Genomic DNA, 25,459 nt, shown 5'->3' with positions numbered 1-25,459 from the left:
TATTTACATAATGTTTAATACGAAAAATTGTTACCATAAATATTAAATTAATTTCATATACCTGATAACTTCCTAATAACACATGTACCCCAAGACGAAGACAATTATATATTTGTTGGCTATTTTCGGTTTTTTTCTAGCCTTACTACCCCCTTTGCAGGCACAAGACAAGAAAAGCCTCACTCTGGAAAAAATTTTTGAGCAGTCTGTTTTTTATCAGTACCAGGGAGAAGATATACGCTGGATGGCTGACGGAAAGCACTATACCAAAGTACTGCCTGATGATACTGCTTATTACTCTCATATTCTCCATTATGATGCACAGAAAGCTAGCCTGGTAGATACTTTGGTAAATGGTAAAGACCTTATGCTGGAGGGAGAACCCTACCCCTTAGTGTTTGATAATTACCAACTGGGACCTGATGAAAAGAAAGTTTTGTTTGCCACTGAACTTGAGCCAATTTATCGCAGGTCTTCTAAAGCTTACTACTATATCTATGATCTGGCTCAAAAAACTTTTATGCCTTTAGACAAAGAAGGGAAGCAGTCCTACGCTACTTTTTCTCCTGATGGCAAAAAGGTAGCCTTTACCAGAGACAATAATCTCTATTATATCTCATTAGAAAGTATGGAGGTACACCAGCTCACTAAAGATGGTGCATTTAACCAGTTAATTCATGGAAGCACTGACTGGGTCTACGAAGAAGAGTTTGCATTTGCTAAAGCCTTTTATTGGTCTCCAGACAGTAAGAAAATTGCCTATCTATCTTTTAATGAGTCTGGAGTAAAAGAATACAATATGCAGGTTTGGGGAGAGCTTTATCCTAAAGATTACCGCTTTAAATACCCAAAGGCAGGCGAGCAAAACTCAGTAGTTAATCTAAGTATATATCACCTCTCCGAAAAAAAAATTACTAAGGTAGATGTAGGATTAGAGACAGACATGTATATTCCAAGGGTAAAATGGACAAAAAACCCCAAGCTGCTTTCTTTTATTAAACTTAACCGCCTGCAAAATAATATGCAGCTTATGCATGCTGACGCTAGTACTGGCAAAACTAAGCTGGTGCTGGAAGAACATTCAGACACGTATGTAGACGTTGAGTTTAATGATAATATTAGTTACTTAAATGATGGTAAGCACTTTGTAATGAGCAACGAACAAAGCGGCTACAAACATTTATATCTTTATAATGTAGAAGGCAAAAAAATCCATCAGATTACCAGTGGAAAGTGGGAAGTAAGTGAGTTACTTGGTGTAGATGAAAAGCATAGCTTAATATATTATACTTCTACAGAAGAGTCTCCCCTTGAGAGGCATATCTATAGCATTAACTTCAAAGGCAACAAAAAGAGAAGTCTTACGCATGAAGCTGGTACTTACACCGCAAATTTCAGCCCTACTTTTGATTATTACATACAGGACTATTCTTCAAGCAAGCAAGCGCTTACTGTAAGTTTGCACAAATCTCCTTCTGGAGAACTTATAGAGACTTTAGAGGCAAACCCAGAATTGCAGGATACTGTAAAGACCTATCAGCTGGCTGAAAAAGAATTTTTTACATTCCGCAATTCTGTAGATACACTTTTGTACGGCTATATAATTAAGCCACATGATTTTAACCCTTCAAAAGAATACCCTGTGCTCATGTATGTCTACGGAGGTCCAGGCTCTCAGTTAGTTACCAATAGCTGGATGGGTAGCAGAGATTACTGGTTCCATTACCTTGCTCAGGAAGGTTATATAGTAGCTTGTGTAGATAACCGTGGTACAGGGGGGCGGGGCAGAGCCTTTCAGCACGTAACTTACGGGCAAATGGGTAAATATGAAGCTCAGGATCAGGTGGATGCCGCTCGCTATTTAAGCAAACTCCCTTTTGTGGACCCTGAACGCATTGGCATCTGGGGGTGGAGCTATGGTGGATACATGTCATCTCTTGCCTTGTTTACTGCCGCAGATGTATTTAAAATGGCTATTGCGGTAGCTCCGGTAACTAACTGGCGATTTTATGATACCATTTACACTGAACGCTACCTGCAGACACCTCAGCTTAACCCGGAAGGTTACGATGCTTATTCTCCCTTGTCTCATGTAGGTAAGTTAGAAGATAATTACCTCCTTATTCATGGAACTGGTGACGATAATGTACATGTACAACACTCTATGATGTTGCAGGATGCACTCATTGCGGCGGGCAAACAGTTTGACTCATTCTATTACCCTAACAGAAACCACGGCATTTACGGCGGCAATACCCGGCTGCATTTATTCAGATTAATGAGCAATTTTGTAAAAGAGAATTTATAAGCTGGCAGCTATTATTTGATGCAAAAATTTTGTAAATTTTAGTGTGTGGGGGTCAATATCGCTAATGTAATATATTGACCAAACTAGAAAAGGCTAATTTTCAGAATTAAAGGCTTTTTGGCGTACTTGTAAACACGTTTATCTGTAGATAAGTCGCTCATAATCAATATCAAGTCATTAGCAAACAAAATTGTGCATTAATATGGAAGGTTTACTTAACATCATCAGGCAGGGATTGTATTATGTCTCTTTTGCCTTGATTGCCGTAGGGGTAGGGATGTTTCTCCTTTACCTGTTCAGAATGGCCGGCACCTCTGACCCAAAAGCTAAGTATGATTTTATTAACCAGCATGAGAAGAAGTCTCTTTGGTACACTTGTCTGGTATTGTTGATAGCTGCCGGTGCTTACGTGACATCTATATTGGCTACCGAGTGGTTATATGTATTTGTAGGTGTATTTGTTTCATTAATGTTTGGTATGATACTCGGCGTAGTAATCTACAACTATCTTGAGTACTACTATCCTACACTAATTGAGAAGCGCCTGCACAAATTAAGGTACAAGCCCAGGGTTTCCAGCGCTGGTAATCAAATGAAGCTACTTAGTGAGGCTGAAGAAGATGTACATCTTGACGAAGGTATGCAGGCAGAAGAAAGTATATTCTCAGTAGATTATGACGTATGGATAGACGAAGCTACTCAGGAAACTAAGATAGAAAAGTATAAAGGTCACTTACACGCTGAAAAATCTCCTACCTGCGGTTATTATACTTTGCGCGTGGTAAAAGAAGAGATTTTAGAGTCACCTACTGAAGATAAAGAAGGTACTCTTATCAAATATTATGAGTGCAGCTATACTGGTTATAAGACCAAAAAGATCTTTAATATCGCTAAGCTTAAAAAAACTACTAAGGAAGCAGGTAAAAGTTTTGCTTCTTTAGCATAAGACTTACTAGGTCAGTTTTACATAAGCCTCTTTTTTACGAAGAGGCTTTTTTTATGCTACCTCTCAAAGTATATAACCCTATAGCACTAAGTATAAAGATGAAGGGCAATACAGGCACAAGAAAACGGCCATCCCAATTTTCAGTTGTAAGTCCTACTGTTATAGTTTGAGCTATTATATAGCTGACAATAAAGTGCAGTATTCTCTTATCATAGGAATATTTTCTTAAGCCAACTATACCAAATCCATACAAAGGGTACAAAATAAAGATAATAAGCAGGTTATGAAGCCACGAAAAATAGGGTTTGACATTGCTTAAAAAGAGAAAGACTTTAATAGCAGTAATTTTAATAAAATAGAGAGGATTAAACACAACAAATTGAATTAGTGTAACCAGAGGTGGAAGTGAGTTCTTTGGGACTATCAGATTAGAAGGCACACTGATACCTAGTCTAACATCTGGATAAATTATTTCTCCTTTAGCATAACTTTCTACAAGTTCATAGCTTACTAACATTTTATGCAGTACAGCTAAGCTTATTACAAATGCAAAAATTATTATCGCAAACTTTCCCATCCTGCTTGAACGATATAAGCTCAGGATAAAGGCTAATACAGCTATTAAGAGGCTAAAACCCGTAGGTCTTAGAAAAAAGGTATACAAAAAGATGAACAAACATATTAGATAGTGATACCACCTGAAAGATGTTATCAGCACAGCAAAAGTAATTATTACCATACTGGTAAATAGAGATTCAGTATAAATAAAGATATTCCATTGGTGAATCTTAATCCATAACAAGTACAACACTATAGATATTAGCCCTATTTTATAACTGTTGGTTGTATAGCGCACAGCATAAAATAGAGCTAAAGAAGCCATTAAAGCCACTAATATTTGTATTGCTACTATCGTAGTCAGGCCTCCTCCTGCAAAAAAAAACAAGTGCAATGAAAAATATATATGAGCTATACCATATAAGCCTACCTTCTGGTAGGTGTCCTTCTAACAGTTGCATAGCAGCTTCTGTGTAAAGTTCAGAGTCTGCTCCTTGTCTAATTCCATATGTATACCAAATGCCTGTTTGTACTAATATTCCAAAAAGACAAACTACCACTAAAGAGGTTCTCTCTTTTGGTTTTAGCCTCAAAGTGAATTTTTTAATACTTACAGACACTTATAGACAACTTATTCTTCCTCCGTCTACTGCCAGGTTAGTACCAGTAATATAAGCAGCGGATGGGGAAGCCAGAAAACCTACAGCGGCTGCAGTTTCAGCCGGTTCAGCAAAGCGCCTCAGTGGTATCTGAGATTTCATTTCTTCTTCTACTACACGCTCATCTTTTCCCTGTTCTTTTGCTTTATTACTAATTAAACTTCGTATTCTATCTGTTTCTGTAGAGCCAGGCAATACATTGTTTACCGTAATCCCGTAAGGCCCAAGCTCATTGGCCAGCGTCTTAGACCAACTAGCTACAGCTCCACGGGTCGTGTTTGATACTCCAAGCCCTGCGATTGGCTCTTTAACAGATGTAGAAATAATATTGATAATACGCCCGTAACCAGATTTCCTCATTTTGGGCACCACCGCCTGTACAAGTAGCTGGTTACATATCAGGTGCATTTGCATAGCATTGATAAAAGCAGACGGATCCGCATCATATACTCTGCCTGCTGATGGTCCTCCAGTATTGTTTAGTAGAATATGTATCTCACTAGTAGTCTCCAGATAAGAAGATATGGCAGACTTTAAGTATTCGGGCTGCGCGAAGTCTGCCACTACAATGTGGTGTTGCTGAGCTTTTGCACGGGATAGGCTTTGTTGTACTGCTTTCAGTTTTTCTTCGTTGCGAGCGACTAAAGTAATAGAAGCACCCAGGTTTGCGAGTTCTTCAGCTACTGCTTTGCCTATGCCTTGGGTACTACCGCATACTATTGCTCTCTTATTTGTCAAATCAATATCCATAGTCCTTCGTTTATTGAGTAGAAGTTTAAGATAAAATTATAAAATTTGTATAAGTATGTAGAAAAGATAAACTAATACTGTCAGCCAGTTTTCTATTATCTATGTTAATCCACTATACTCACAGCATATATTATCAATACTAGCCTGAACAATGCCTAAACTCCTGGATAAAGCAAATTATTTAGATAAGCACGACCCTTTGCAAGCCTACCGTAAGCAGTTTCATATCCCACTAGACGAAAAAGGTAGCCCCAAAATATATTTCTGTGGCAATTCTCTGGGCCTTCAGCCTAAAGAAGCTACTTTATATCTGGATGAAGCACTACATAAATGGAAAACTCAGGCGGTAGAAGGTCACTTTAACGAACCGGCTCCCTGGTTAAGCTATCATAAACAGTTAAAGGCTTCGCTGGCCCACATCACAGGTAGCCTTACTGAGGAAGTAGTTTCTATGAACAACCTTAGCAGTAATCTTCACCTGATGATGGTATCTTTCTACCGCCCTTCTCCGCAGAGGTATAAAATAATGTTGGAGGCAGGTGCTTTCCCTTCCGATCAGTATGCTGTAGAGAGCCAGGTACGCTATCATGGTTATACCCCTGAAGATGCTATCATAGAAGTTACTCCTAATGCCGGGGAAGAAACGCTTCGTTTGGACGATATTTTGCAAAAAATACAAGAGCATAGCCATGAACTTGCCTTAGTGCTATTTCCGGGAGTTCAGTATTATAGCGGGCAATATCTGGATATTCAAAAAATAACCGAAGCGGCACATCTGGCTGGAGCATATGCCGGTTTTGATCTGGCCCATACAGTAGGTAATATTCCACTTGAGTTACACAAATGGAACGTAGACTTTGCTGTCTGGTGCTCTTATAAATACCTTAATTCCGGACCTGGTAACAATGGTGGAGCATTTGTACATGAACGTTACGCCGCAGCAAAGGAGTTGCCACGCTTTGCCGGCTGGTGGGGGCATCAGGAAGAGGAACGCTTTCAGATGAAAAAGGGCTTTAAGCCTATGTATGGTGTAGATGGATGGCAACTCAGCAATGTTAATATATTATCAACCTCTGTACAACGCTATGCACTTGAGATGATCGCAGAGGCTGGTATGCATAACCTTCGTCAAAAGAGTATTTCTCTCACAGCTTTTCTGGAAGAATGTATACAAGCAGCAGACCCACAAAGTCAGCATGTACACATTATCACTCCGGCAGCCCCGGAGGAGCGAGGGTGCCAACTATCATTGTCGGTCCCTCATGAGGGGAAAAAGCTCTTTGAGCGGCTTACCGAGGCTGGCATTGTAACTGACTGGCGTGAGCCCAGGGTAATTAGAGTAGCTCCCACCCCCCTTTATAACACCTTTCGTGAAGTGTACCGCTTCTACGAAATTTTAAACTCAACTTTATACGCAAGTGAATAATTCTACACATATAGACATCTTAGGAGCAGGGCTAGCGGGTTCGTTATTAGGCTTATTATTAGCACAGCAAGACTACCGGGTAAAAGTGTACGAAAAAAGAAGCGACCCACGCATGCAGATGGTCGGAGAAGGTCGGTCTATTAACCTGGCGCTCAGCCACCGGGGTTGGGCAGCCTTAAACCAAGCAGGGATTGCGGATGTAGTTCAAGAGATAGCAATACCCATGCGAGGCAGAATGATTCACTCAGAAAAAGGGGGAACGCTGCTTCAGCCCTACAGTATCAAAGATGAGAACATTTACTCCGTCTCTCGTTCCGCGCTCAATAATATTCTGATCAGCCAGGCCGAAAAAAAGGGGGCTAAATTTTATTTTGAGCATAGTTGTGAAGAAATTCAGCTGGAAGAAAATAGTTTTGTGGTAAAACATGCTAGTGATACCAATACACTACGATCCGATTTGCTTATAGGTGCAGATGGTGCCTTCTCCGCACTTCGCTCCCACTTACAAAGAACGGCACGCTTTAACTATAGCCAGTACTATATTGAGCATGCTTATAAAGAATTAACAATACCTCCAACTGCTGCCGGAGACTTTGCTATGGAGCCCAATGCCTTGCATATATGGCCTAGAGGTGGTTTTATGTTGATCGCTCTGCCCAACCTGGATAAAAGTTTTACCTGTACACTTTTTTATCCTTATGAGGGAGCTCAGTCATTCGCAAACTTACAGACTCCTGAACACCTACAGTCTTTCTTCAAGGAATATTTTCCTGATGCTCTTGCACTAATGCCGAAGCTAGCAGAAGAGTTTTTTACCAACCCCACCTCTGACCTGATAACGGTTAGCTGTTTTCCGTGGACGTATAATGGCAAACAGGTGCTACTCGGAGATGCCGCCCATGCCATTGTCCCCTTTTACGGACAAGGAATGAACGCAGCATTTGAAGACTGCCGTATTTTAACAGATATGCTAGTAGAACAAGAAGAGAAAATAGCTGATATCATTTACAGGTTTCAGCAAAACCGTAAGCCTGATGCAGACGCCATAGCCGAACTGGCTTTGCAAAACTTTGTAGAGATGCGCGACCTGGTAACGGATAAGGCTTTTGTAGAAAGAAAGAAGGTAGAAAAAGAGCTGTACCGTCGTTTTCCAGATAACTGGGAACCACTCTACAATATGGTTACTTTCTCTCACCGGCCTTACTCAGAAGCCCTGCAACAGGGTATATTGCAGGACTCCATCATGAAAGAGGTGATGAAGAAGTATGAGAATGCCGAACAGTTAAATAACAAAGACTACGAAAGTATTATTGCCTTGCTTAAGCAGCGTCAACCTTAGTGTGAACTAGCCAATTTGTTTTCTTCACAACCTACAGCTTTATAGATAGCGCCATCCACTTTAGTAAATAGATAGACCTCATGTTCAGTGCTGGTAGCAAAGCGCAAGGCTACACGCTGCGCAGCACCCAGTGTTTGAAAGCTGGTAGTATCGCTTTGGTTCTTGACTTTTAAATTAAGAGAATAAACAGGGGCCTGCTGACCCAACTGAAAATCATCTGGATTAGTATAGAATAATCTACCACTTACAATATCGCCAAAGATCAGCTTTCCTTTTAGTTGAGGTAGTTGATCTCCCTGGTACACCATTCCACCAATAATAGCATTTCCTTCATCATGGTCGTATTGAACTACCGGATAGATTAACTCCTCAGTATCTTTAGCAGGCAGAGGGTACACATGATTAGCCTTGCCACTGGTACTGATCATAAAGGTACCCTCACGTATGGGCCAGCCATAGTCTCCGCCTGGCTTAACTATATTAATTTCTTCAATCTGATGCTGCCCTATATCGGTTACATATAATGTTTCTCCGGAAGGGCTCCACATAAAATGATGAGGGTTACGGAAACCGTGGCACAGCACTTCGCCTAAAGCGTCAGGCTCATTTACCCACGGATTAATTTCAGGAATGCCATATTGCCCATTTGCGCTATTATTTCCCAGCGGATCAATTCTAAGTACGCTTCCCCAAATCTTGCTTTTATCGCGACACAAAAAAGGAAACCTGCCAAAAGCAGAGCCACCATCCCCTACGCCAATATAGAGCAAACCATAGTCATCATCGCCAGGCTGAGCTGTAGGGTTAAAATTAATATCCTGCACCCCATGAACCTGGGTTACCATATCTGCTCGGAAAATTTCGCGCTGGCTACCGGCAAAGCTTGTAGCACCTGGATCGTCCATCTTCCACTCTGTAAGTACATACTGTACCGTAACTTTAATTGAGTCATCGTAGGTAAAATCAGCAGGTGCTGAACCAGGCTTTTCCGTATGACTGGTATAGAAAAGACCATTTTTTTCAAACTCAGGATGAAACTCAAAGTGTGCCAACCCAGAACCCCAGCCAGGGTGGTTCATAAAATTGGGTTTCATTTCCTGCATATTCATAAATACATGAAACTTACCATCTCTTACCTCATACAGTTTAGCCCGCAAGTCGTTGATAAAAGTTCGCTTTTTTCCATTTTGCTGAATTTCTACCATTCTATTAATACGAGCCCGAATACCTTCATCCGCACTATGTGGAGCCTGCAATATTTTTTCTATTATTAACGTAAGCCCAGAATCTTCAATTTTTTGAGGGATTGGATCTTCCAGTGCGTCCTCCTCGTTAAACTCAGTAACGCTTTGTTCGGGTATCTCCTGGTAGGTATTGATGTAGGCTAAAATAGCTTCTACCTCCTCTGCTTTGAGCATGCTAAAAGGAGGCATGTATTGTTTGTATTGTTCGTACAGTTTGGTAGCTCTTTCATCTCCACTTTGAATAACCTCAGGCGCATTTACAATAAACTTACTCAACCAATCGTGAGAAACTTCCTGAGTAACTCCACTAAGATTGGGGCCTATCAGTGCCTGATTAAAGTTATGACAAGAGGCACAATGCTGCGAAAATAACTGTTCTCCTTCCTCTATTGCGGCTTCTGTCTGGAGATATGAGCTTTCTTCTGTTGAATTTCCCGAACAGGAAAAGAGGCTGATCAGAATACTAAAGACACACAAGTTTGCAAACTGCCGTACCATTCACTTTATATTTTTGAAGACTAAGAACAAATTGAGCATTGATTATACGTTTATTTCAGCTTTTATGCAAACGGTTGCATTCCAAGCTAATGAAGAAAGGGTTTTTAATAAGTCAATTTACTATATTTAAAACTCTACTCTATAAGTAAGTATTGGAATTAAGCCTAACTGGTATTTTGTTACTACTTTACCTTCCAGATTGTCATAGTACTGAAAAGCTACATTCTGGCTGTTCAGAGCATTCTGCAAATCCAGCGACCATACCGAAGTATAAGCAGCCTTATTGGTAGTTAGGCTCAGGCGAAAATCTACTTTAAAGTATGCACTCAGCTGCTTACTGAAGGCCTCACTCTCTATAAAAATGGTAGTTTGCTGTTCGCGAGAAGCCTCCTCATTAATAGGGGTAACCCGAAGACCTCCCAGATATACCGAGCGCAGGTTTATTCCCAGTACCCTTTGCTTGCTGTCTTGAGACCAGCTAAACTCTTTGCCACCCGTAAAGCTAAAGGCATAATTACCATTAAATCGTGTATTTCTTTCTATACCATCTGCCCCGGTGTATTTAGCTTCGTACAAGCTAGAGCTGAGTAGGGCATAATAATCATCTGTCAGCTTTTTTTCTAAGGCGAGCTCAAGGCCATAATTTTTACCACTACCCTCATTAACCAGCACTTCATCTACAAAGCCATCAAAAAGATTGAGCGTTGAGAAGCTACTTGCTTCGTTCTGAGAAATAGGCACATCAAATAAATCCTGGTAGTAAGCTTCTGTTCGTAAACTTAGGGTATTGCTCCATTGCAAATGATGACTCAGCACATAGTGATGAGATCTAGTAAAACCTAGCTCTTTGTTTGGATGATTACTTGTACTCTGCGGAGTAGAGAAATATACGCCCGGAAGTTGCAATTGGCTATGCAGTCCATAAGAAAAGCTTAAGGCTTGCCTATTAGTTAGTTCGTATTGTAATGAGGCTCGGGGCTCTATAGAAAAGTCGTCATTCAAGCTAAAATACGTAGCATGCACCCCCAAGTTAAGGCTCAGAGGTACCTGAAAATCTTTGGCCCATTGTAGGTAGGGTTGATAGAGTTGTCCGCCCCCCTCTCCAGAATTTAAGGTTTGTAAAGATTTACCAATGCCAGCCTCCCGGCTTTGTAGCTTATAGTTTAAATGATTAAAGTTTAAGCCTGCTTTTAAGCTTTGTTGATGATTGAACTTCCGGTTTAGAAATGTGTGGAAAGAGATTCGGCTTTCCTGATATTCATCTTCAGCTATCCTCTGCATACTATAGTTTTCGCCAATACGATTGCTTAAGCGATTGCTGCTCAGTGCAGACACTGCCAGCGTACTTTTCCAAAAAGTTTGCTCACTTATTGGCAACGCATAAGAAGCCCCTAGTACGCCCATATCATTTGTAAAGGTGACATCATAACGATCTCTCTGACTTTCCCAGATAGAGGAGTCGCGCTCTGCTTCAAACACATTCTTACCCAGGCCTCCCATACCAAAAACACTGAGCTCACCTTTGTTTTTTCCGGGTAACGAAAGGTGGAATGCCAAATCCTGAAAGGTAATAGCTTCTCCACCAAAATCAAGGCCTATCACATTGGTAAGCAACCCTACAGTAGAATAGCGGTAGTTGGCCAGGTAAGCAGCCTCACTCCCTTTTTTAAGGGGGCCCTCCGCGGCAAACTCCAAACCGATTAGTCCGGCCTGTACCGTATATTCATTCTGCTGATTATTTCCTTTGCGCAAGTGCATATCAAATACACCACCTATACTATTACCAAAGGAGGCAGGGAAGGCACCACTTAGCAGCGAAGAATTGCCCAGCATCTGTGCACTCAGCACCGACTGACTACCTCCACCCTGCACGCGTCTATCATTAAAAGTACCTGCGTTTGATAAATGATTAGGGTTTACAATATCTACATCTTCCAGCCTCCAGAGTATGCTATTTGGAGAGTTTCCTCTGACAGATATGTGGTTGGCCTGATCGTTAGTACCCACTACCCCCGGAAATGAAGTAGCCAAACGAGCCGGATCAAAAAAAGTAGCCGCATATCGGCGCGTTTCATCTACTGTAAACTCTCTGGTGCTCACTGGGTCTATATTGACAAGCCGAGGTACAGAATTATCCGATACTATTATTTCGTCAAGTTCCTGTGCTGATTCCTGTAAGGCTATTTCTAATACAACTTCTTTGCCCGTACCTAGTAGCAGATCAGCTTGTACAAATGCTTGATACCCTACCAGACTCGTCTGCAATATGTGTCGGCCAATGGGAACCTCCTGAATTACGAATTTCCCTTCTTCATTGGTAGTAGCTCCTTTAAGTGGGTTAGTATCTAAAATATAAACAGATACTCCCTCCAGGGGCTGCCGCGACTCACTGTCTACCACTTTTCCTCTAATGGTCTGCTTCAATTCCTGTGCATACACGGTGGCTGTGAAAAACATAAGGCTAACAAACATAGAGGCAAGTAGCTGTAAGGACACACTTTTACTGCTGCTTTTTATTAGGGTATTGTATCTTCTCATAGTTAAATAAAAAATGCTCACAAAGCTGTGAATTTAGCTATGTGAGCTGTCATTGGCTAGCCGGAAGAAAAGTATTGGATAAAAATAAACTCTATCTCTACAGTCATTGATTATCTCAATCAGGAAAAAGAGAGCTGTCTATACCTGGGATAAGTGTCATCGCGTTTTTGTAATACACCTTTTTGAGAACTTCGTCTGGCAGATCCAAGCCGTACATTCTCCAGAAGGCATGGTACCTTTTATGGTAAGGAAAATACTCGTCGGCTGTTTCTAACACCCTAAAATAAGTAGGAAACTCTTCCGGCTTCCAACTGTCTTTACCAAAAATTATTCTGTCCTGATATTCTACAAAAAAGGCTCTGGCGCGGCGCGGCTGCCGTCCAAGCTCGGCGATAATTGCTCCTATGCCTACATACATATTGGGGTACTGCTCCATTAACTGGGCGAGCTTGTCCAGATTGTTCGCATACCAACCCATATGGGCATTGATAAATTTAGTTTTTGGGTGCTTAGCAAATACATGATGTTGCTCCTTAATAATTTGCTCCCAGGGAGCAGGATTATTTGCACCCCTTCTTCTGCCCGGCCGGGTTTTTAACTCCAGCCATCTTTCATTATTGGCATCCACTGAGTCCCAAAAAGGCTTTGGGTCAGCGGAGTGAATGAGTACGGGAATACCAAGCTCTCCACACTTAGCCCAGATAGGATCCAGGCAAGGGTCATCTACCGCTACTCTTTTGCCATTTGTATCTTTTATGCTTAGCCCTAAACTTTTGTAAATTTTAAGACCTTTAGCCCCATTTTTTACATCCTCTTCCAGTTCAATAACCGCTTTTTCTGTCCAGCCGGGCTTACCTATATTTTTAAAAGAGATGTTAGTAAAAAGCACAAAGCGTTTTGGGTATTCGCTCTGAATTTTCTCCATAGATTTTGCCAGATGTTCTGTTCCTTTAATATCAAAGCCCGCGGGACTTCTCTGGAAACCTCTTCCACTCAGGTTTACCATAACTCCCATATTTAGCGTATCCATAGAGGCTACAGTTTGAGACAGGTCCTGCTCTGGCATATTATACTGATGGCTATGAATATCAATAAAAGGAAACTTAGCTCGCTTGACGATATGCTCTGGCACTACGAGCGTAGAAGGAGGGTCGTACTCTTCAAAACTGAGAGATAAGCTATCTTGCTCAGTCTCCTGTGCTTTTAGCGGGCAGGTGATTATGAGTACACAAAAAGCGAACAGCTTAAAAATACGAATTAGCATTTGGCTAAATTTTTACGATAATCTTCTTTTTATACATCCACCAGATAGGCAGAAAGCAAAGTAACATATAGAGCAATGCCCATATAAATGAGGCAAGCTTCATACTTAAGCCCAGGCTTACTAATGCCTGAAAGCTCTCTGTCTTAAATGCTGTACCATTACCATCGTAATCTATTACAAAAGCATCAATGAGCACACCGTGTAACACATAGGCAGTAATGGCATTTATACCAAATGCTACGAAAAAGGGCGTCCAACTTTCATACTTTTGTACATCAACAAGCCAGTACAGGCTGCCCAATAGGAGAGAGGCCATACCTGAAGAAGCCAGAACATAGGAGCTACTCCACAAATTTTTGTTTACAGGAAACACCTGATGCCAAAGATAGGCAGTTATGCATAATGCCGTACCTCCTACCATCAGCCAGATAATTTTGTGCTCTGCTGTTTTTTTACTCTGAAGCAAGAAGCCCACCAATATGCCACTGAGGCCTGTAACCACTGCTGGCAGTGTACTCAATATTCCTTCGGGGTCCCAGGTTTCCCGATAGAGCCTTCCCGGCATTGCTACACTGTCCAGCCAGGCAGCCAGGTTAGTACCTGGTTCCAGATTCGGGGCTCCTACCCCTGGTACAGGAACGAGAGTCATCATTAACCAATATGCCAGTAAAAGCAGGGCGCTAAGTATTGCTAAAGGTTTCCAGTTTTTAAACTGTAAAAAAAGCAGGCTGCATAAAAGGTATACGATTGCTATACGTGGCAATACACCGGCAACTCTCAAATTAGCAAAGTCAAACTTTGGAAAAAGAGCCAGGAACATACCCAAAGCAAAGATAATGAGTGCGCGTTTTACAGTTTTGCTAACGAGTACAGAGCGATTACCTCCTTTCTGCAACCTCTTGTTAAAAGCCAATGTAATAGAGACTCCTACCATAAAGAGAAAGAATGGAAATACAAGGTCGGTAGGCGTGAGGCCATGCCAGTCTGCATGTAGCAATGGAGGGTAAACATGGGCCCATGAACCTGGCGTATTTACGATGATCATTCCGATAATGGTAATACCACGCATTACATCCAGAGACAAAAGTCTTTTTGAGGAAGGCGCAGCATCTTTCAGCAAGCCATTCGCAGGCTGAGTAGAGGGGGCTATAATTTCAGGCATTCGTAAAGTGAGGTTATGGCTAGTTTAAATAAGCTATTAATTTAATGGGATCACTTATTTAATTCAAAATAAATAGTCTATCAAATTTTAAAATGCCTAATATTCTTAAAGCCACCTTCTATTTGATCTGATTTTTTAAATACAGCAGGCTGCTTCCTTCTTCGGCCCAATACTTCTTTAAGTTATCAGGTAGAGGAGTGTTAACGAGTACGCAAGAACCTAATATAATATCTTTATCACCATCCTGGTCAGTATCAGCTATTTCCATTGTAAGCCATCGTCCGCTCTCTGCTTCAGCAATAGCCTGAGGCTTAAAAGTAAGAGCTTCAGGAGTGCTTGTGTTTTCCAGGTAAACAGCTGAGGAAGCAGGTGTAGACTCAAAATCAGCAAAATAGGCAATGCCGAAAATATCCAGATCACCATCCTCATCAAAGTCATAGGCACGAGCTTCGGTAGCACCGTATAAAGGAAAAAAATAAGTTTCTTTTATACCTTCTTCCTTGCTGTTTAGGTAGATCCGAATTCCATGATAAGACTTTAGCGCATAAGAGTAGTCAGCATTATCTCCATTAACGTAGAGTATGTCTTTCCGTCCGTCTTTGTTAAAGTCGGCCAGCTCAAAGTAACTAGACCCATATACCGGAGGAAAGCGTAATAGCACTTCTTCCTCGTATTTTCCCTGCCCCTTATTTTTTAGCACTACTATTTTTTCGTCTCCCTGGCTTAGCAGAAGCAAAATATCTTTTTTACCATCCTGATTCCAGTCATAGATGGCACTCTTGCGTATTCCAGCCTCTTGTAGCAGAGATTGTTTACGCCAGGCTTTCCCTTTCTGAAAGTATACTACACTAAACTGACCCAGATTATGCCCGAACTCACAGATGAGCAAATCTTCTTCTCCATCTTCGTTTAGGTCGTGCCATAGCATGTGTACTGGCCGCCTCAGCTGGTCTACAATCGTGCTTGAGCTATCTGGGTACTGCTTATAAATTTTTCCTTTTGTCTGATTAGAAGGATCCATAATACCCATACTTAGCATGAGCGAATTATTGTCCTTTCTATCTTTTAGCCTGACTACCGGAGCCCCTTGCGTTTGCCACCGTTTAGTTTTACCATCACTCTGCCTTACTAACCATTGATTATTCCTCAGGCCGATGTGCAGCGCTCCATTTTGTTCATCATAATTTAGCATGGTAAGTAGGGGCGTTTCCTCACCTAAACGAACTTTTTGTGCATTAAACTGGGCCGTTTGGCTGTTAGGAAAAGTATGCCTGCTACTATCAGGAGACGCATTTTGCAGATAATAACGCTGAATCTTCTCCCAGGCATCTTTGCTAATAAGTGGCTCTTCAGGATAAATTTCTGCCTGATTGACCAGATATTGCTCCATCATATCTAATCCTCGTACAGGTTCGCCTCGTACTTCCCATATTCCCAAACGGTAGCCCATATGAGTAAGTACGCTGTGTTGCCACTGCTCAGCCGCTAAAAGTTCAGGTTCCGGAAACTGATGACACTGCTGACAATAGATATGAGCCAACTGCTCACCACTTAGTGACCAGATACTATCTTTGGGAGGGTAGTAGGGCTTTCTCTGCTTATAGTGAATACTCACGGTATCTATGCCCCTTTCGCAAGCTGAGGTAAAAAGAAAAAGTACCAGTGCATAAGCAATCTGATACTTTTTAATATGGTTAATTATTAACATAAGCTCTTAACTGCTACTCAACATTTGCTTTCTTGATAGATGCTAGCTTTCAGAGTTTAGATTAACTTCTCTGCTTTCTCCCTGAAAATTGTAGATCGTAATTGCTTTAAGTTGAGGGTGCAGTTTAATTTTTCTGCTAGACTGCGATAAATAGGTAGCTCCGTAGTAAAATTCCATCTTGTACTGGCTTCCGTCTGCCATTTCTGCTACTGCCCAGGCATCCAGAGACTCAAGCGCTATTATCGGTCCCTCCTCCTTTTGCTTTGGTGTCATTACTATTAAGCTATCCTGATTTTGAGTAGCCAGAAAAATACTCTCTCCGTTTTTTCCCCTTAAACATGCCAGAGCTTTAGCATCGTTGGGCACATACCAACCGCTACTCGCAGAAGAGATTACTTTAAAATTGCCTTTGCCATCTCCCTTCAAATACAATCCGGTGAGGGCATCGTATCTGCCGGTAGACACATCATTGCTATAGTTATTGCCTACTGCCAATACATCCAGCTTGCCATCCGCATCTACATCATAGCTCAGCATACCAAATATAGGAGCAATCTGCGCCTGCATAGGTAAGGCCTTTAACTTAAATTTACCCTCACCTAAATTCTCCAGATAGCTACTTTCCATATGTGTAGCATGGTAAATTACAGCATCCTGAAGCTGCTCTTCTGTGAAGATGCTATCAATCGTAGCTTTACCATATTTTTCGTAGAGTGGAAAGTCTCTTTTAATGCTAACCATTTGCGAGATCATATCATCGCGACTATGTACAGGATAGGGATGCAATTCTCCCTCTTTATTTTGGATGTACTTTACGAGCACTGCGTCGTAGCCTCCGTTGTTGTCAAAATCTTTAGCATAAACCGAGAAAGGATATTCTTCTGAGGCAGTGTTTGGTGTATTTAAGCCCAGGTTACCCGCCAGATAGTCAATATCTCCATCATTGTCGAAATCTCCGGCACTAAGGCTGTTCCACCAACCCACTTTGTTTTGTATTCCGCTTTGTTCACTTACATCTTTAAACCCCCTCTCTGTATTGGCTAGAAAGGTAAGCGGCTGCCACTCTGCTGCCAGCAGTAAATCTACTCGTCCATCTCCGTTAAAGTCTGTCCAGAGGGCATCGCTGAGCATACCAAAATTTATCAAGCCGGGAGCAATCTCCTCTGTCACATTTGTGAAACTCCCGCCATCGTTTCTGAGTATGTAGCTGCTAACTGGTTTGGGGTACTTACCGGGAGCAACTCTACCACCCACCAACAGATCCAGGTCGCCATCCTGATCATAATCCGCTGCCTTAACGCAAGAACCGCTCAGCTCAATTTTGGGTAATGCATCTGCACTTAATGTAAGCTTTCCTTTTCCATCATTAATATACAGACGGTCCTGATAGGCTTCGAGCCTGTTTACATGCTCATAGCTGCCACTTACCACATAAAGATCCTGATCGCCATCGTTATCAGCATCAAAGAAGAGCGCGCCCATATCTTCTTCTACCATATCCCCTTCTTTGATATTTACTGCCTGCCCGAAAGTTCCCTTTGAACTTTGGATATACAGATGACTGGTCTGTGAAGCAGAGCCTCCTACATAAAAATCATCAAGACCATCGTTGTTAATATCAGCGACTGCTATACCCGGCCCCAGCTGTGTGTATTTGTGAGGAAGAGTTCTTTGCAGGTTGAAGTCTATTCTGTCCTCTTCCTGATGTTTAAGATTAATGTTATAGATGGCGTTTGCTTTTCTGAAGGTAGTTTCGCTTGTTTTAAATTGCAGCTCGCGATTAATTTCTGGGGCAGAGGGTTCGCCAGCATCGCTGTATTTCACTTTTATCTCCTGGTTGGCTTCTACATTCTCTAAAAGTTGATACTTACCATCAGGCCAGTAGATTTGCAGAGAGTCTATCTTTGTTTGTCCTCCCAGACCAAAATGAGCTATAGCTTCCATACTGGATAGATAGCCACGGTAAAGAGAGTTTTCAAAATATTGAGTTTCGCCTTCGCCATAGTGAATGGCTACTTTAGTGCCGATAGCCAGTGGATTTTTAGTAGCGCCCTGTAGTTTTACTCTTAAAAAAGAATTTGGGGCCTGACCTTCTGTGTTGTGTAGCGTATTACGATACACAAAAGCACTGTCGTTGATGTTATTTACAACAAAATCAAGGTCGCCATCATTATCTAAATCCGCATATGCCGCCCCATTAGAGAAAGAGGGTAAGTCTAAGCCCCATTGGCGTGTAACATCGGTGAAGGTGAGCGCCCTGTCAGGCTGCGCACCATTATTTTTGTAGGCGTAGTTAGAAATTTTAACTACCGGAATAAGATTGTGCATGTACATGTTGCCTGCTACAGCACCAGCAGGCCCGCTACGGTAGCTGGCAAAGTCACGATCGGTCACATCTTTAGGGAAACCATTGGTTACGATCATATCTTTATAGCCATCATTATCAAAATCTGCTACCAGTGGTGTCCAACTCCAGTCAGTTTGGTAAACTCCTGCCATCAGCCCAATTTCACTAAATACCGGGTGAGATTTTCCCTCGCTGTTTTTGATGAAGCCATTATTGAGCTGCATAGTATTACGCACATACTGATGCTGAAAGTTAAAGCGCTCATTGTTAATATAAGTTGTGTAATTATTAGGGCCCGCCATCTGCTTTTTACGCTCGTTGGTTTCCGGCAGCATATCCAGTGCGACAATATCCACAAGGCCATCATTGTTAAAATCCACCACATCGTTACCCATAGCAGAATAGCTCTGGTGCCGGAGGTAATCTGCTACTTTATTGGTAAATGTGCCATCCTGATTGTTGATATAGAGTAAATCATTACTTAAATAATCGTTGGTAATGTAAATATCCGGCCAGCCATCCAGGTTAATATCTGATACTGTAATTCCCAGGCCAAAGCCTTCTACTAAGATGCCTGCTTCTTTACTAACATTTTTGAAGATCGGGTGGCCGTGAGCTCCTGTACCTTCATTCCGATACAGGCGGTCATTGTTTACTGCTGAACCATCAGTTACTTTTGTTCTATAACTACTGGGCAGGCGATTATCCAATACATTGGTAAGCAGGTATAAGTCCAAATCGCCATCCAGGTCATAGTCAAAAAAGGCAGCCTGAGTAGTGTTGCCGGTATCGGCTATACCATAAGTCTCTGCCGACTCTATAAAACTGGGTACATTGTTTTCTCCAACACCCTGGTTAACATACAGTAGATTCTTTTTATAGAGGCTATCTTCAATCAGGGTAGCCGACACATACACATCTAACCAGCCATCTGAATTAATATCTACTACGGCTACACCAGAGCACCAGCGCTGCTCACCTAAAATACCTGCCTGTGCACTTATGTCTTTAAATTGCAGGTTACCCTGGTTTAGGTAAAGGGCATTATTAACCATATTGCCAGAAAAGAAGATATCCTGTAGACCATCATTGTTAAAGTCTCCAATACCTACACCGCCGCCATTGTAAATATATTCTTCGGTTAATACATTAAGCGTATCATTCTCTGTAATTCTATTAGAGAAGTGGACATTAGACTCTTCTGGAGATAATAATTGAAACAGGGTATCTTCTTTATTCTGACAGGCAGAAAGTATTGATGTACAAAGCGCTATGTACAATAGTTTTGTCAATATTTTCATGGGGATCAGGAAATGTTTTTGAGCTGAATTCTGATAATGGTCAGGCGTGTGGACGATTTATAATGCCTGACATCATGGGGCCAGTGCCCCTTCTGCTTCGTAACAAATATACATGAGTAGCAGAAGTAACAAAATGTGTATATGCAAATTACTCTAAACAGAACTAGTAGGCGCGCTACATGCCTTGATAAAAAATAAGTCAGGACAACCGCCCTGACTTATTTATGTATCTTAAACCTTAATTTAATTAATTGTATCCAGGGTTTTGTACCAGTACGCTGCTAGACCCATCTGAGCCTTCTGCTTGCTGTAGATCTATCTGAGACTGTGGAATAGGGAGGTACTCATCCTGGTTAGCCGTAAATGTAGCACCACCCAGGTTAGTCTGTAGCCTGCCGCCCTCGTAGTCCAGATAAGCGTTTACTACAGAGTCAGCTATTCCCCAACGTACCAAATCGTAGAACCTTTGTCCTTCAAGAGAGAGCTCCAGCTTTCTTTCAAAGCGAACAGCTCTTCTTGCCTCTTCTTTACTTGCCCATGGGCTATCGTAAGTACCAATGACGTAGTTAGCTGCTGGTGCTTCTGTATCAGGATCTAAAACTACACTATTACCTGCTCTCTCTCTTACCATATTTACATATTCTCTGGCTTTTTCCAGGCTTCCTACTTCTATCTCAGCTTCGGCGGCCATCAGCAATACATCTGCATAGCGCATAATCATAAAGTTGATAGAGTGGTAGCCGGGAGTCCATGAGCTTCCATCCTGATAGGTACCTTTATCGGCCTGATAGTAAGAGTATTTCTTTTGCGTATAAGGCCCGGCAAAACTCTGATCGCGAATCCAGGCGTCACCAGGGTGCTTTTGCCAATCTAAAAACATGATGTCACGTCTTCCTATGCTGTGATCCAGGCGAGGATCTAGCGGCCCCTGGTCCGGAGTAAAGGGCTGAGAAGAAAGCAGACCATAGTCATCCTTTACTGCATTGGCCGCACTGTTGTAAGATCCATCAAGCAGAGGGAGTCCAGCGCTATTGGTACGGTATGAATTGACCAACTCAAAGCTGGGTTGAAAGAAACCACAGCACTCACCTGGACCAGAAGGCCCAGTGTTGTATGGATAGTTCATTGCTATCTCATGGTTGGTATTGTTAATATCTCCGGTATTGGCTGCTGCCTGAAAAGCGAAAACACTTTCCTGATGGTTCTCATTTGGTCCTTTGAAGACATCTTCAAAATTTTCTACCAAACCATATTTTAAACCATTTGAGGTTTGTCCGTTTGCAATAATATTATCGTACAGCGTCTTAGCCTCACTAAATTTATCCTGATACATATAAGTTCTGGCTAAAAAAGCTGCCGCTGCCCATTTGTTCACTCTCCCTACCTCGTCTTGTGTTTCTGGTAGGTTATCCATAGCAAACTGAAACTCACTTTCAATATTAGGCCATATTTCAGCAGTATTAGTGACTAAAGCAGCCTCGGCATCAGTCATGGTTTCATCAATCCACGGTACATTGAGGAACGTTCTACGTAGCTCAAAATAGTAGAGTCCTCTTAAAAATCTACCTTCAGCCTCCAGCGCTGTCTTTTGTTCGTCTGACAGGTCTTCAGATAGTGCCAGGTTTTTTAAGAAGATGTTAGCACGAGAAATTCCCTCGTAACTTCCTCTCCACTTGTTAGGAGCTAAGGGGTCAGTTGGGGTTTGCTCAAACCGAGCATATGGTGTAATTGTATTGAAGTCACCCGCATCCGATCCTTTGTTAGCATCTCCTCCACGTATACTTCCCCACAGCCAGTTAGCTTGCCCACTAAACCAGCCTAAGTTAGTATCTCCATTTAGTGCAGCATATACGCTAATTAATAAGCCATTGAGTCCATCTTCAGTAAGTAACTGAGACTCCGAAACCTGCCCGGTTACGGGCACGTCCAAAAATTTATCCTCATTACATGCTCCGGCCGTAAATAACACCCCGCAGATAGTAAGGTAGGTAATCTTCTTTCTAAATATATTTTTCATGTTAGATTCTATTTAAGGCTGTTTATTAAAAACCTAGATTTACACCCACGTTGAAACCACGCGTAACAGGAGGGTTACCTATATCAATACCAAAGTTGGTATCTGCTTGTCCTCCCACACCTGGATCAAGTCCAGAGTAGTTAGTGATCGTAAAGAGGTTTGTAGCCTGTAGATATACTCTTAGTCTTTCTATACCCACTGGCTCCAGCATAGTATCAGGGAAGTTATAACCTATCTGCAGGTTGGTTAATCTGGCATAGCTACCATCTTCCACATAGTAAGAATTTGACTGTGTATTAGTACTGAAGTTAGATACGTTTTCGTAGATAGGCACAGTGTTTCCACCATTACCACCAAGTTCCTCAGGTACAAATGAATCCTTAACGTTAGTACCTTTAGCCGCTCCGGTAAATGAAGGGTAAAAGTCAGTGAACCACTTGGCAAAGTGATAGTTTTCAAAGCCAGCTTGTACCTGTAGGAATGTTTCCAGCTCCCAGTTACGGTAGTTAAGCTTTATGTTTAGACCACCGTTAAAGTCAGGCACAGGATCGCCCAAGTAAGTTCTGTCATCTGGAGTTATTTCTCCATCATTGTTAAGGTCCGCATATCTAAAGCGGCCTACGCCTTTACCTAATTGCTCAGGAGAGTTATCAACTTCTGCCTGATCCTGGTAAAGCCCTACCACTTTATACCCAAAGAACGATGACATAGGGCGGCCGGGCTGGTTACGTACTACGTTTCCAAATCTTGTGCCTCCACCTTCAAAGAAGGGAACTCCAGGAGCAATGCTTACAATTTCATTCTTAAGGAATGAAGCAGTAGCTGTTAGTTCCAGATTCAGGTCTGTTGCCAGCTCCGATCTGGTAATTACCTGAATGTCTATACCTTCGTTTCTCATATCAGCGATATTCACTGCTGGAGAAGAGGCCTGAGGTCCAGTTACGTCAGGAAGAGGAAGGTTATAAAGCAGACCTTCAGTATCTTTTCTCCAGAAGTCCACTACTAAATCCAGAGCACCACCAAAGAATGAACCATCAAAACCAATGTTTGAAGTAACTGCTGTTTCCCATTTGGCATTCGGGTTACCTACTCTACTTCTGAAGAAACCTTCTGTTACGTTTCCGTTAGTACCGCCAATATCATAAAAAGATCTGGCCAGATTAGCGGCAAAGAGGCTGTATTGGTTGTATGGGTCTACATTGTTTGAGTTACCCATTTCGCCATATCCACCACGGATTTTCAAATCGTCTATAAAAGACACGCCCATCATAAAGTTTTCTTCACTGATTCTCCATGCCGCAGAGAAGGCGGGGAAAATACCAAAACGGTTCTCGGTACCAAAGCGAGAAGAACCATCTCTTCTGATTACACCATTAATGATGTATTTATCATCATAAATGTATTTAGCACTACCAAAGTATGAGAAGAACCTTACCCCTCTAACATAGTTACTATTAACAATTCTGTTACTGGTATTGGTAAGCGTAATATAGTTAGGATCAGAGAATGAAGGGTTTTGACCACTACCACTAATGTTTCTTCCAGAACCTACGTCTATTGCTTCTGCACCTACTAAAAAGTTTAGTGAATGACGGTTGAACTCTTTGCTATACCGCAAAGTGTTGGTAAACGTCCAGTTTAAGAATGAGCCAGCACTCTCATTATAGTTGAATGTAGAGTTGTTCTCTGAGTTTTCGTACTGTGGCGGCCCATATGAGTTAAAGTAGTAGTTATTGTACCCCCCACCTATGCTGGAGCGGAAGGTCAGATCATCAATAATATCTACCTCTCCATAAATGTTGCCAAAGCCTAAAATATTGTAGCCTTCGTTATCTGCAAGACGATCTCTGTTTGCTACCGGGTTTCTGGGGTTGTTAAATCCGGTTGCCGCTGTACCCGCATATCCACCGTACTCATCATAGATAGGAATGATCGCCGGCATACGGTAAGCCAGGTTAATATCGTTTTCAGAACCTGCAGCACCACGACCTCCACCGCCACCAGTCAGTCCCAGGACAGAGTAGTAAGTCATCTGGATATTTTCTCCTATTCGGATTCTATCAGTAAGGTTATGCTCTGAGTTTACACGAAATGTATATCTTTTCAAACGCTGATTAAGCAATATACCTTCCTGATCCTGAAAGCCTAAACTCACATAGAAGGCACTTCTCTCTGTTCCTCCAGCAAAGCTAAGGTTATGCCGGTTAAGCATAGCGGGTCTGGTAATGGCGTCATACCAATCTGTTCCTTCTTTATTAGCTCTCACTACCTGATAAATTGATCCTGCTGCAGGGTCTATATTGTAATTTGCTCTTTCTGCTTCCAGGTCTACACTTCCTATTACGCCGGGCGTTCCACCTACGTTAATATAGTCTGGTAAAATGGGGTTGGGGCCTGTACCGAACTGAGGGTGGTCAAACACCGGATCTTCGCCCAGCTGCCAAGCAGTATTACGAAATGCCTGCCATGTCCAGTCAGCTTCTTCCTGAGGGGAAAGCTTCTCCTGTCCATTGTTAGGCATGGTAACACCAGTTACGCCATCATAGCTAACTTTAAGGCCACTTCCTTTTTTCCCTTTTTTAGTGGTGTAAACAATTACACCATTGGCTGCTCTGGCTCCATAGATAGAAGCTGCCGCCGCATCTTTTAGTACGGTGGTAGTTTCAATATCGTCTGGCTGCAAAAAGTTAGTAGACTCTACCGGAACTCCATCCACAATGTAGAGTGGGTCATTACCACCAAAAGAGCCAAAACCACGAACACGGACAATACTGGTAGTACCGGGCTGGCCGTTAGTGATTACCGTTACACCAGAAACACGACCTTGCAACTGCTGCTCTACGTTACCTGAGGGTACAGCCTGTAGTTGTTCAGCTTCTACTGTACTAACTGCACCAGTTACATCTTTTCTTTCTTCAGTAGAGTAACCAGTTACCACAATTTCGCTCAGTGCTTGCACATCGGCAGCTAAAGCCAGATCAATCGTGTTTTGGTTATTAATAGCTACTTCCTCTGTAGAGTAACCGATAGAAGAAAACACTAGTGTTGTAGCATCACTAGGGACAGAGATACGGTAGCTTCCTTCTATGTCAGTTACTGTACCCTGGGTAGTACCTTTAACCAAAATGTTAACTCCAGGGAGGGCTTCACCCGTTTCAAGGTCGGTGACTGTACCTGTTACTGTTTTTTCTTGAGCATAGAGCAATGTACTTACCGCTACACTCAGGAATAGGCTCAGTAATAGCCTACATCCTGTAGAAATTCTCATCATAGTTGTTTTATTATGTTGATTAATAGTGAAATTCAGTACTACCTACTTTTGACGACTTTTAAGAATCTTGTCATTTTTTGCTTTTGAAGAAGAGTAAAAGGTTAATTTTTATTTAAAAAACTT

14 protein-coding genes are annotated in these 25,459 nt (G+C 41.9%); 4 read left to right on the top strand and 10 right to left on the bottom strand.

What is annotated here, in order from left to right; all coding sequences use genetic code 11:
• Window positions 1–82: 82 nt before the first annotated feature.
• Together PZB74_RS08530 and PZB74_RS08525 are read left to right on the top strand one after the other, a co-directional pair.
• Window positions 83–2,308 (top strand): S9 family peptidase, encoded by a 2,226-nt coding sequence (locus PZB74_RS08530; protein ID WP_302242131.1) that lies wholly within the window; start codon window positions 83–85, stop codon window positions 2,306–2,308.
• A gap of 202 nt (window positions 2,309–2,510) precedes the next feature.
• Complete coding sequence (locus tag PZB74_RS08525) at window positions 2,511–3,254, top strand: hypothetical protein (protein WP_302242130.1); 744 nt, start codon at window positions 2,511–2,513, stop codon at window positions 3,252–3,254.
• 34 nt (window positions 3,255–3,288) lie between these two features.
• On the opposite strand, the gene PZB74_RS08520 is transcribed toward PZB74_RS08525, so the two are convergent.
• Window positions 3,289–3,831: a hypothetical protein gene (locus tag PZB74_RS08520; protein ID WP_302242129.1), complete on the bottom strand. Its 543-nt coding sequence runs from the start codon at window positions 3,829–3,831 to the stop codon at window positions 3,289–3,291.
• A 601-nt stretch (window positions 3,832–4,432) separates the two neighbouring features.
• The gene (locus tag PZB74_RS08515) at window positions 4,433–5,221 is read right to left on the bottom strand and encodes an SDR family oxidoreductase (protein ID WP_302242128.1); all 789 of its coding nucleotides are present in this window, start codon (window positions 5,219–5,221) and stop codon (window positions 4,433–4,435) included.
• 151 nt (window positions 5,222–5,372) lie between these two features.
• On the opposite strand from PZB74_RS08515, the gene kynU reads away from it, so the two are divergent.
• Together kynU and PZB74_RS08505 are read left to right on the top strand one after the other, a co-directional pair.
• A complete protein-coding gene (kynU, locus tag PZB74_RS08510) occupies window positions 5,373–6,647 on the top strand; it encodes a kynureninase (RefSeq protein WP_302242127.1) in 1,275 nt (424 codons plus the stop codon).
• On the top strand, window positions 6,640–7,986 hold the full coding sequence (locus tag PZB74_RS08505; RefSeq protein WP_302242126.1) for an FAD-dependent oxidoreductase: 1,347 nt from the start codon (window positions 6,640–6,642) through the stop codon (window positions 7,984–7,986). Before kynU ends, PZB74_RS08505 begins: the two co-directional genes overlap by 8 nt.
• Here PZB74_RS08505 and PZB74_RS08500 read toward each other — a convergent pair.
• From PZB74_RS08500 to PZB74_RS08465, 8 genes are all read right to left on the bottom strand, one after another.
• Window positions 7,983–9,728: a PQQ-dependent sugar dehydrogenase gene (locus PZB74_RS08500; RefSeq protein WP_302242124.1), complete on the bottom strand. Its 1,746-nt coding sequence runs from the start codon at window positions 9,726–9,728 to the stop codon at window positions 7,983–7,985. The two genes, PZB74_RS08505 and PZB74_RS08500, sit on opposite strands and share 4 nt — an antisense overlap.
• Window positions 9,729–9,854: 126 nt before the next feature.
• Window positions 9,855–12,266, bottom strand: coding sequence for a TonB-dependent receptor (locus PZB74_RS08495; protein ID WP_302242123.1), 2,412 nt, complete (start codon window positions 12,264–12,266; stop codon window positions 9,855–9,857).
• Window positions 12,267–12,381: 115 nt separating this feature from the next.
• Window positions 12,382–13,530 (bottom strand): amidohydrolase family protein, encoded by a 1,149-nt coding sequence (locus PZB74_RS08490; protein WP_302242121.1) that lies wholly within the window; start codon window positions 13,528–13,530, stop codon window positions 12,382–12,384.
• A gap of 4 nt (window positions 13,531–13,534) precedes the next feature.
• Window positions 13,535–14,692: an acyltransferase family protein gene (locus tag PZB74_RS08485; RefSeq protein WP_302242120.1), complete on the bottom strand. Its 1,158-nt coding sequence runs from the start codon at window positions 14,690–14,692 to the stop codon at window positions 13,535–13,537.
• A gap of 118 nt (window positions 14,693–14,810) precedes the next feature.
• Window positions 14,811–16,400 carry an FG-GAP repeat domain-containing protein gene (locus PZB74_RS08480; RefSeq protein ID WP_302242119.1) on the bottom strand — a complete coding sequence of 530 codons (1,590 nt, stop codon included), beginning with the start codon at window positions 16,398–16,400 and terminating at the stop codon, window positions 14,811–14,813.
• A 42-nt stretch (window positions 16,401–16,442) separates the two neighbouring features.
• Entirely contained in the window at window positions 16,443–20,048 is a 3,606-nt protein-coding gene (locus PZB74_RS08475; protein ID WP_302242117.1) for a VCBS repeat-containing protein, read from the bottom strand.
• A 247-nt stretch (window positions 20,049–20,295) separates the two neighbouring features.
• On the bottom strand, window positions 20,296–22,065 hold the full coding sequence (locus PZB74_RS08470) for a RagB/SusD family nutrient uptake outer membrane protein (RefSeq protein ID WP_302242116.1): 1,770 nt from the start codon (window positions 22,063–22,065) through the stop codon (window positions 20,296–20,298).
• 25 nt (window positions 22,066–22,090) lie between these two features.
• A complete protein-coding gene (locus PZB74_RS08465; protein WP_367281472.1) occupies window positions 22,091–25,336 on the bottom strand; it encodes a SusC/RagA family TonB-linked outer membrane protein in 3,246 nt (1,081 codons plus the stop codon).
• Between the last annotated feature and the right edge of the window lie 123 nt (window positions 25,337–25,459).

Origin of the sequence: Porifericola rhodea (genome assembly GCF_030506305.1) — a bacterium.
Lineage (GTDB): Bacteria > Bacteroidota > Bacteroidia > Cytophagales > Cyclobacteriaceae > Catalinimonas > Catalinimonas rhodea.
The sequence above is the reverse complement of the archived record's forward strand: the minus strand, read 5'-3'. Positions and strand labels throughout refer to the sequence as shown.

Excerpts from the sequence above, each read along its gene's own strand:
- PZB74_RS08530 (WP_302242131.1), top strand. The coding sequence starts at position 83 with ATGTACCCCAAGACGAAGACAATTATATATTTGTTGGCTATTTTCGGT.
- PZB74_RS08525 (WP_302242130.1), top strand. The coding sequence starts at position 2,511 with ATGGAAGGTTTACTTAACATCATCAGGCAGGGATTGTATTATGTCTCT.
- PZB74_RS08520 (WP_302242129.1), bottom strand. The coding sequence starts at position 3,831 with ATGGGAAAGTTTGCGATAATAATTTTTGCATTTGTAATAAGCTTAGCT.
- PZB74_RS08515 (WP_302242128.1), bottom strand. The coding sequence starts at position 5,221 with ATGGATATTGATTTGACAAATAAGAGAGCAATAGTATGCGGTAGTACC.
- kynU (WP_302242127.1), top strand. The coding sequence starts at position 5,373 with ATGCCTAAACTCCTGGATAAAGCAAATTATTTAGATAAGCACGACCCT.
- PZB74_RS08500 (WP_302242124.1), bottom strand. The coding sequence starts at position 9,728 with ATGGTACGGCAGTTTGCAAACTTGTGTGTCTTTAGTATTCTGATCAGC.
- PZB74_RS08495 (WP_302242123.1), bottom strand. The coding sequence starts at position 12,266 with ATGAGAAGATACAATACCCTAATAAAAAGCAGCAGTAAAAGTGTGTCC.
- PZB74_RS08490 (WP_302242121.1), bottom strand. The coding sequence starts at position 13,530 with ATGCTAATTCGTATTTTTAAGCTGTTCGCTTTTTGTGTACTCATAATC.
- PZB74_RS08485 (WP_302242120.1), bottom strand. The coding sequence starts at position 14,692 with ATGCCTGAAATTATAGCCCCCTCTACTCAGCCTGCGAATGGCTTGCTG.
- PZB74_RS08480 (WP_302242119.1), bottom strand. The coding sequence starts at position 16,400 with ATGTTAATAATTAACCATATTAAAAAGTATCAGATTGCTTATGCACTG.
- PZB74_RS08475 (WP_302242117.1), bottom strand. The coding sequence starts at position 20,048 with ATGAAAATATTGACAAAACTATTGTACATAGCGCTTTGTACATCAATA.
- PZB74_RS08470 (WP_302242116.1), bottom strand. The coding sequence starts at position 22,065 with ATGAAAAATATATTTAGAAAGAAGATTACCTACCTTACTATCTGCGGG.
- PZB74_RS08465 (WP_367281472.1), bottom strand. The coding sequence starts at position 25,336 with ATGATGAGAATTTCTACAGGATGTAGGCTATTACTGAGCCTATTCCTG.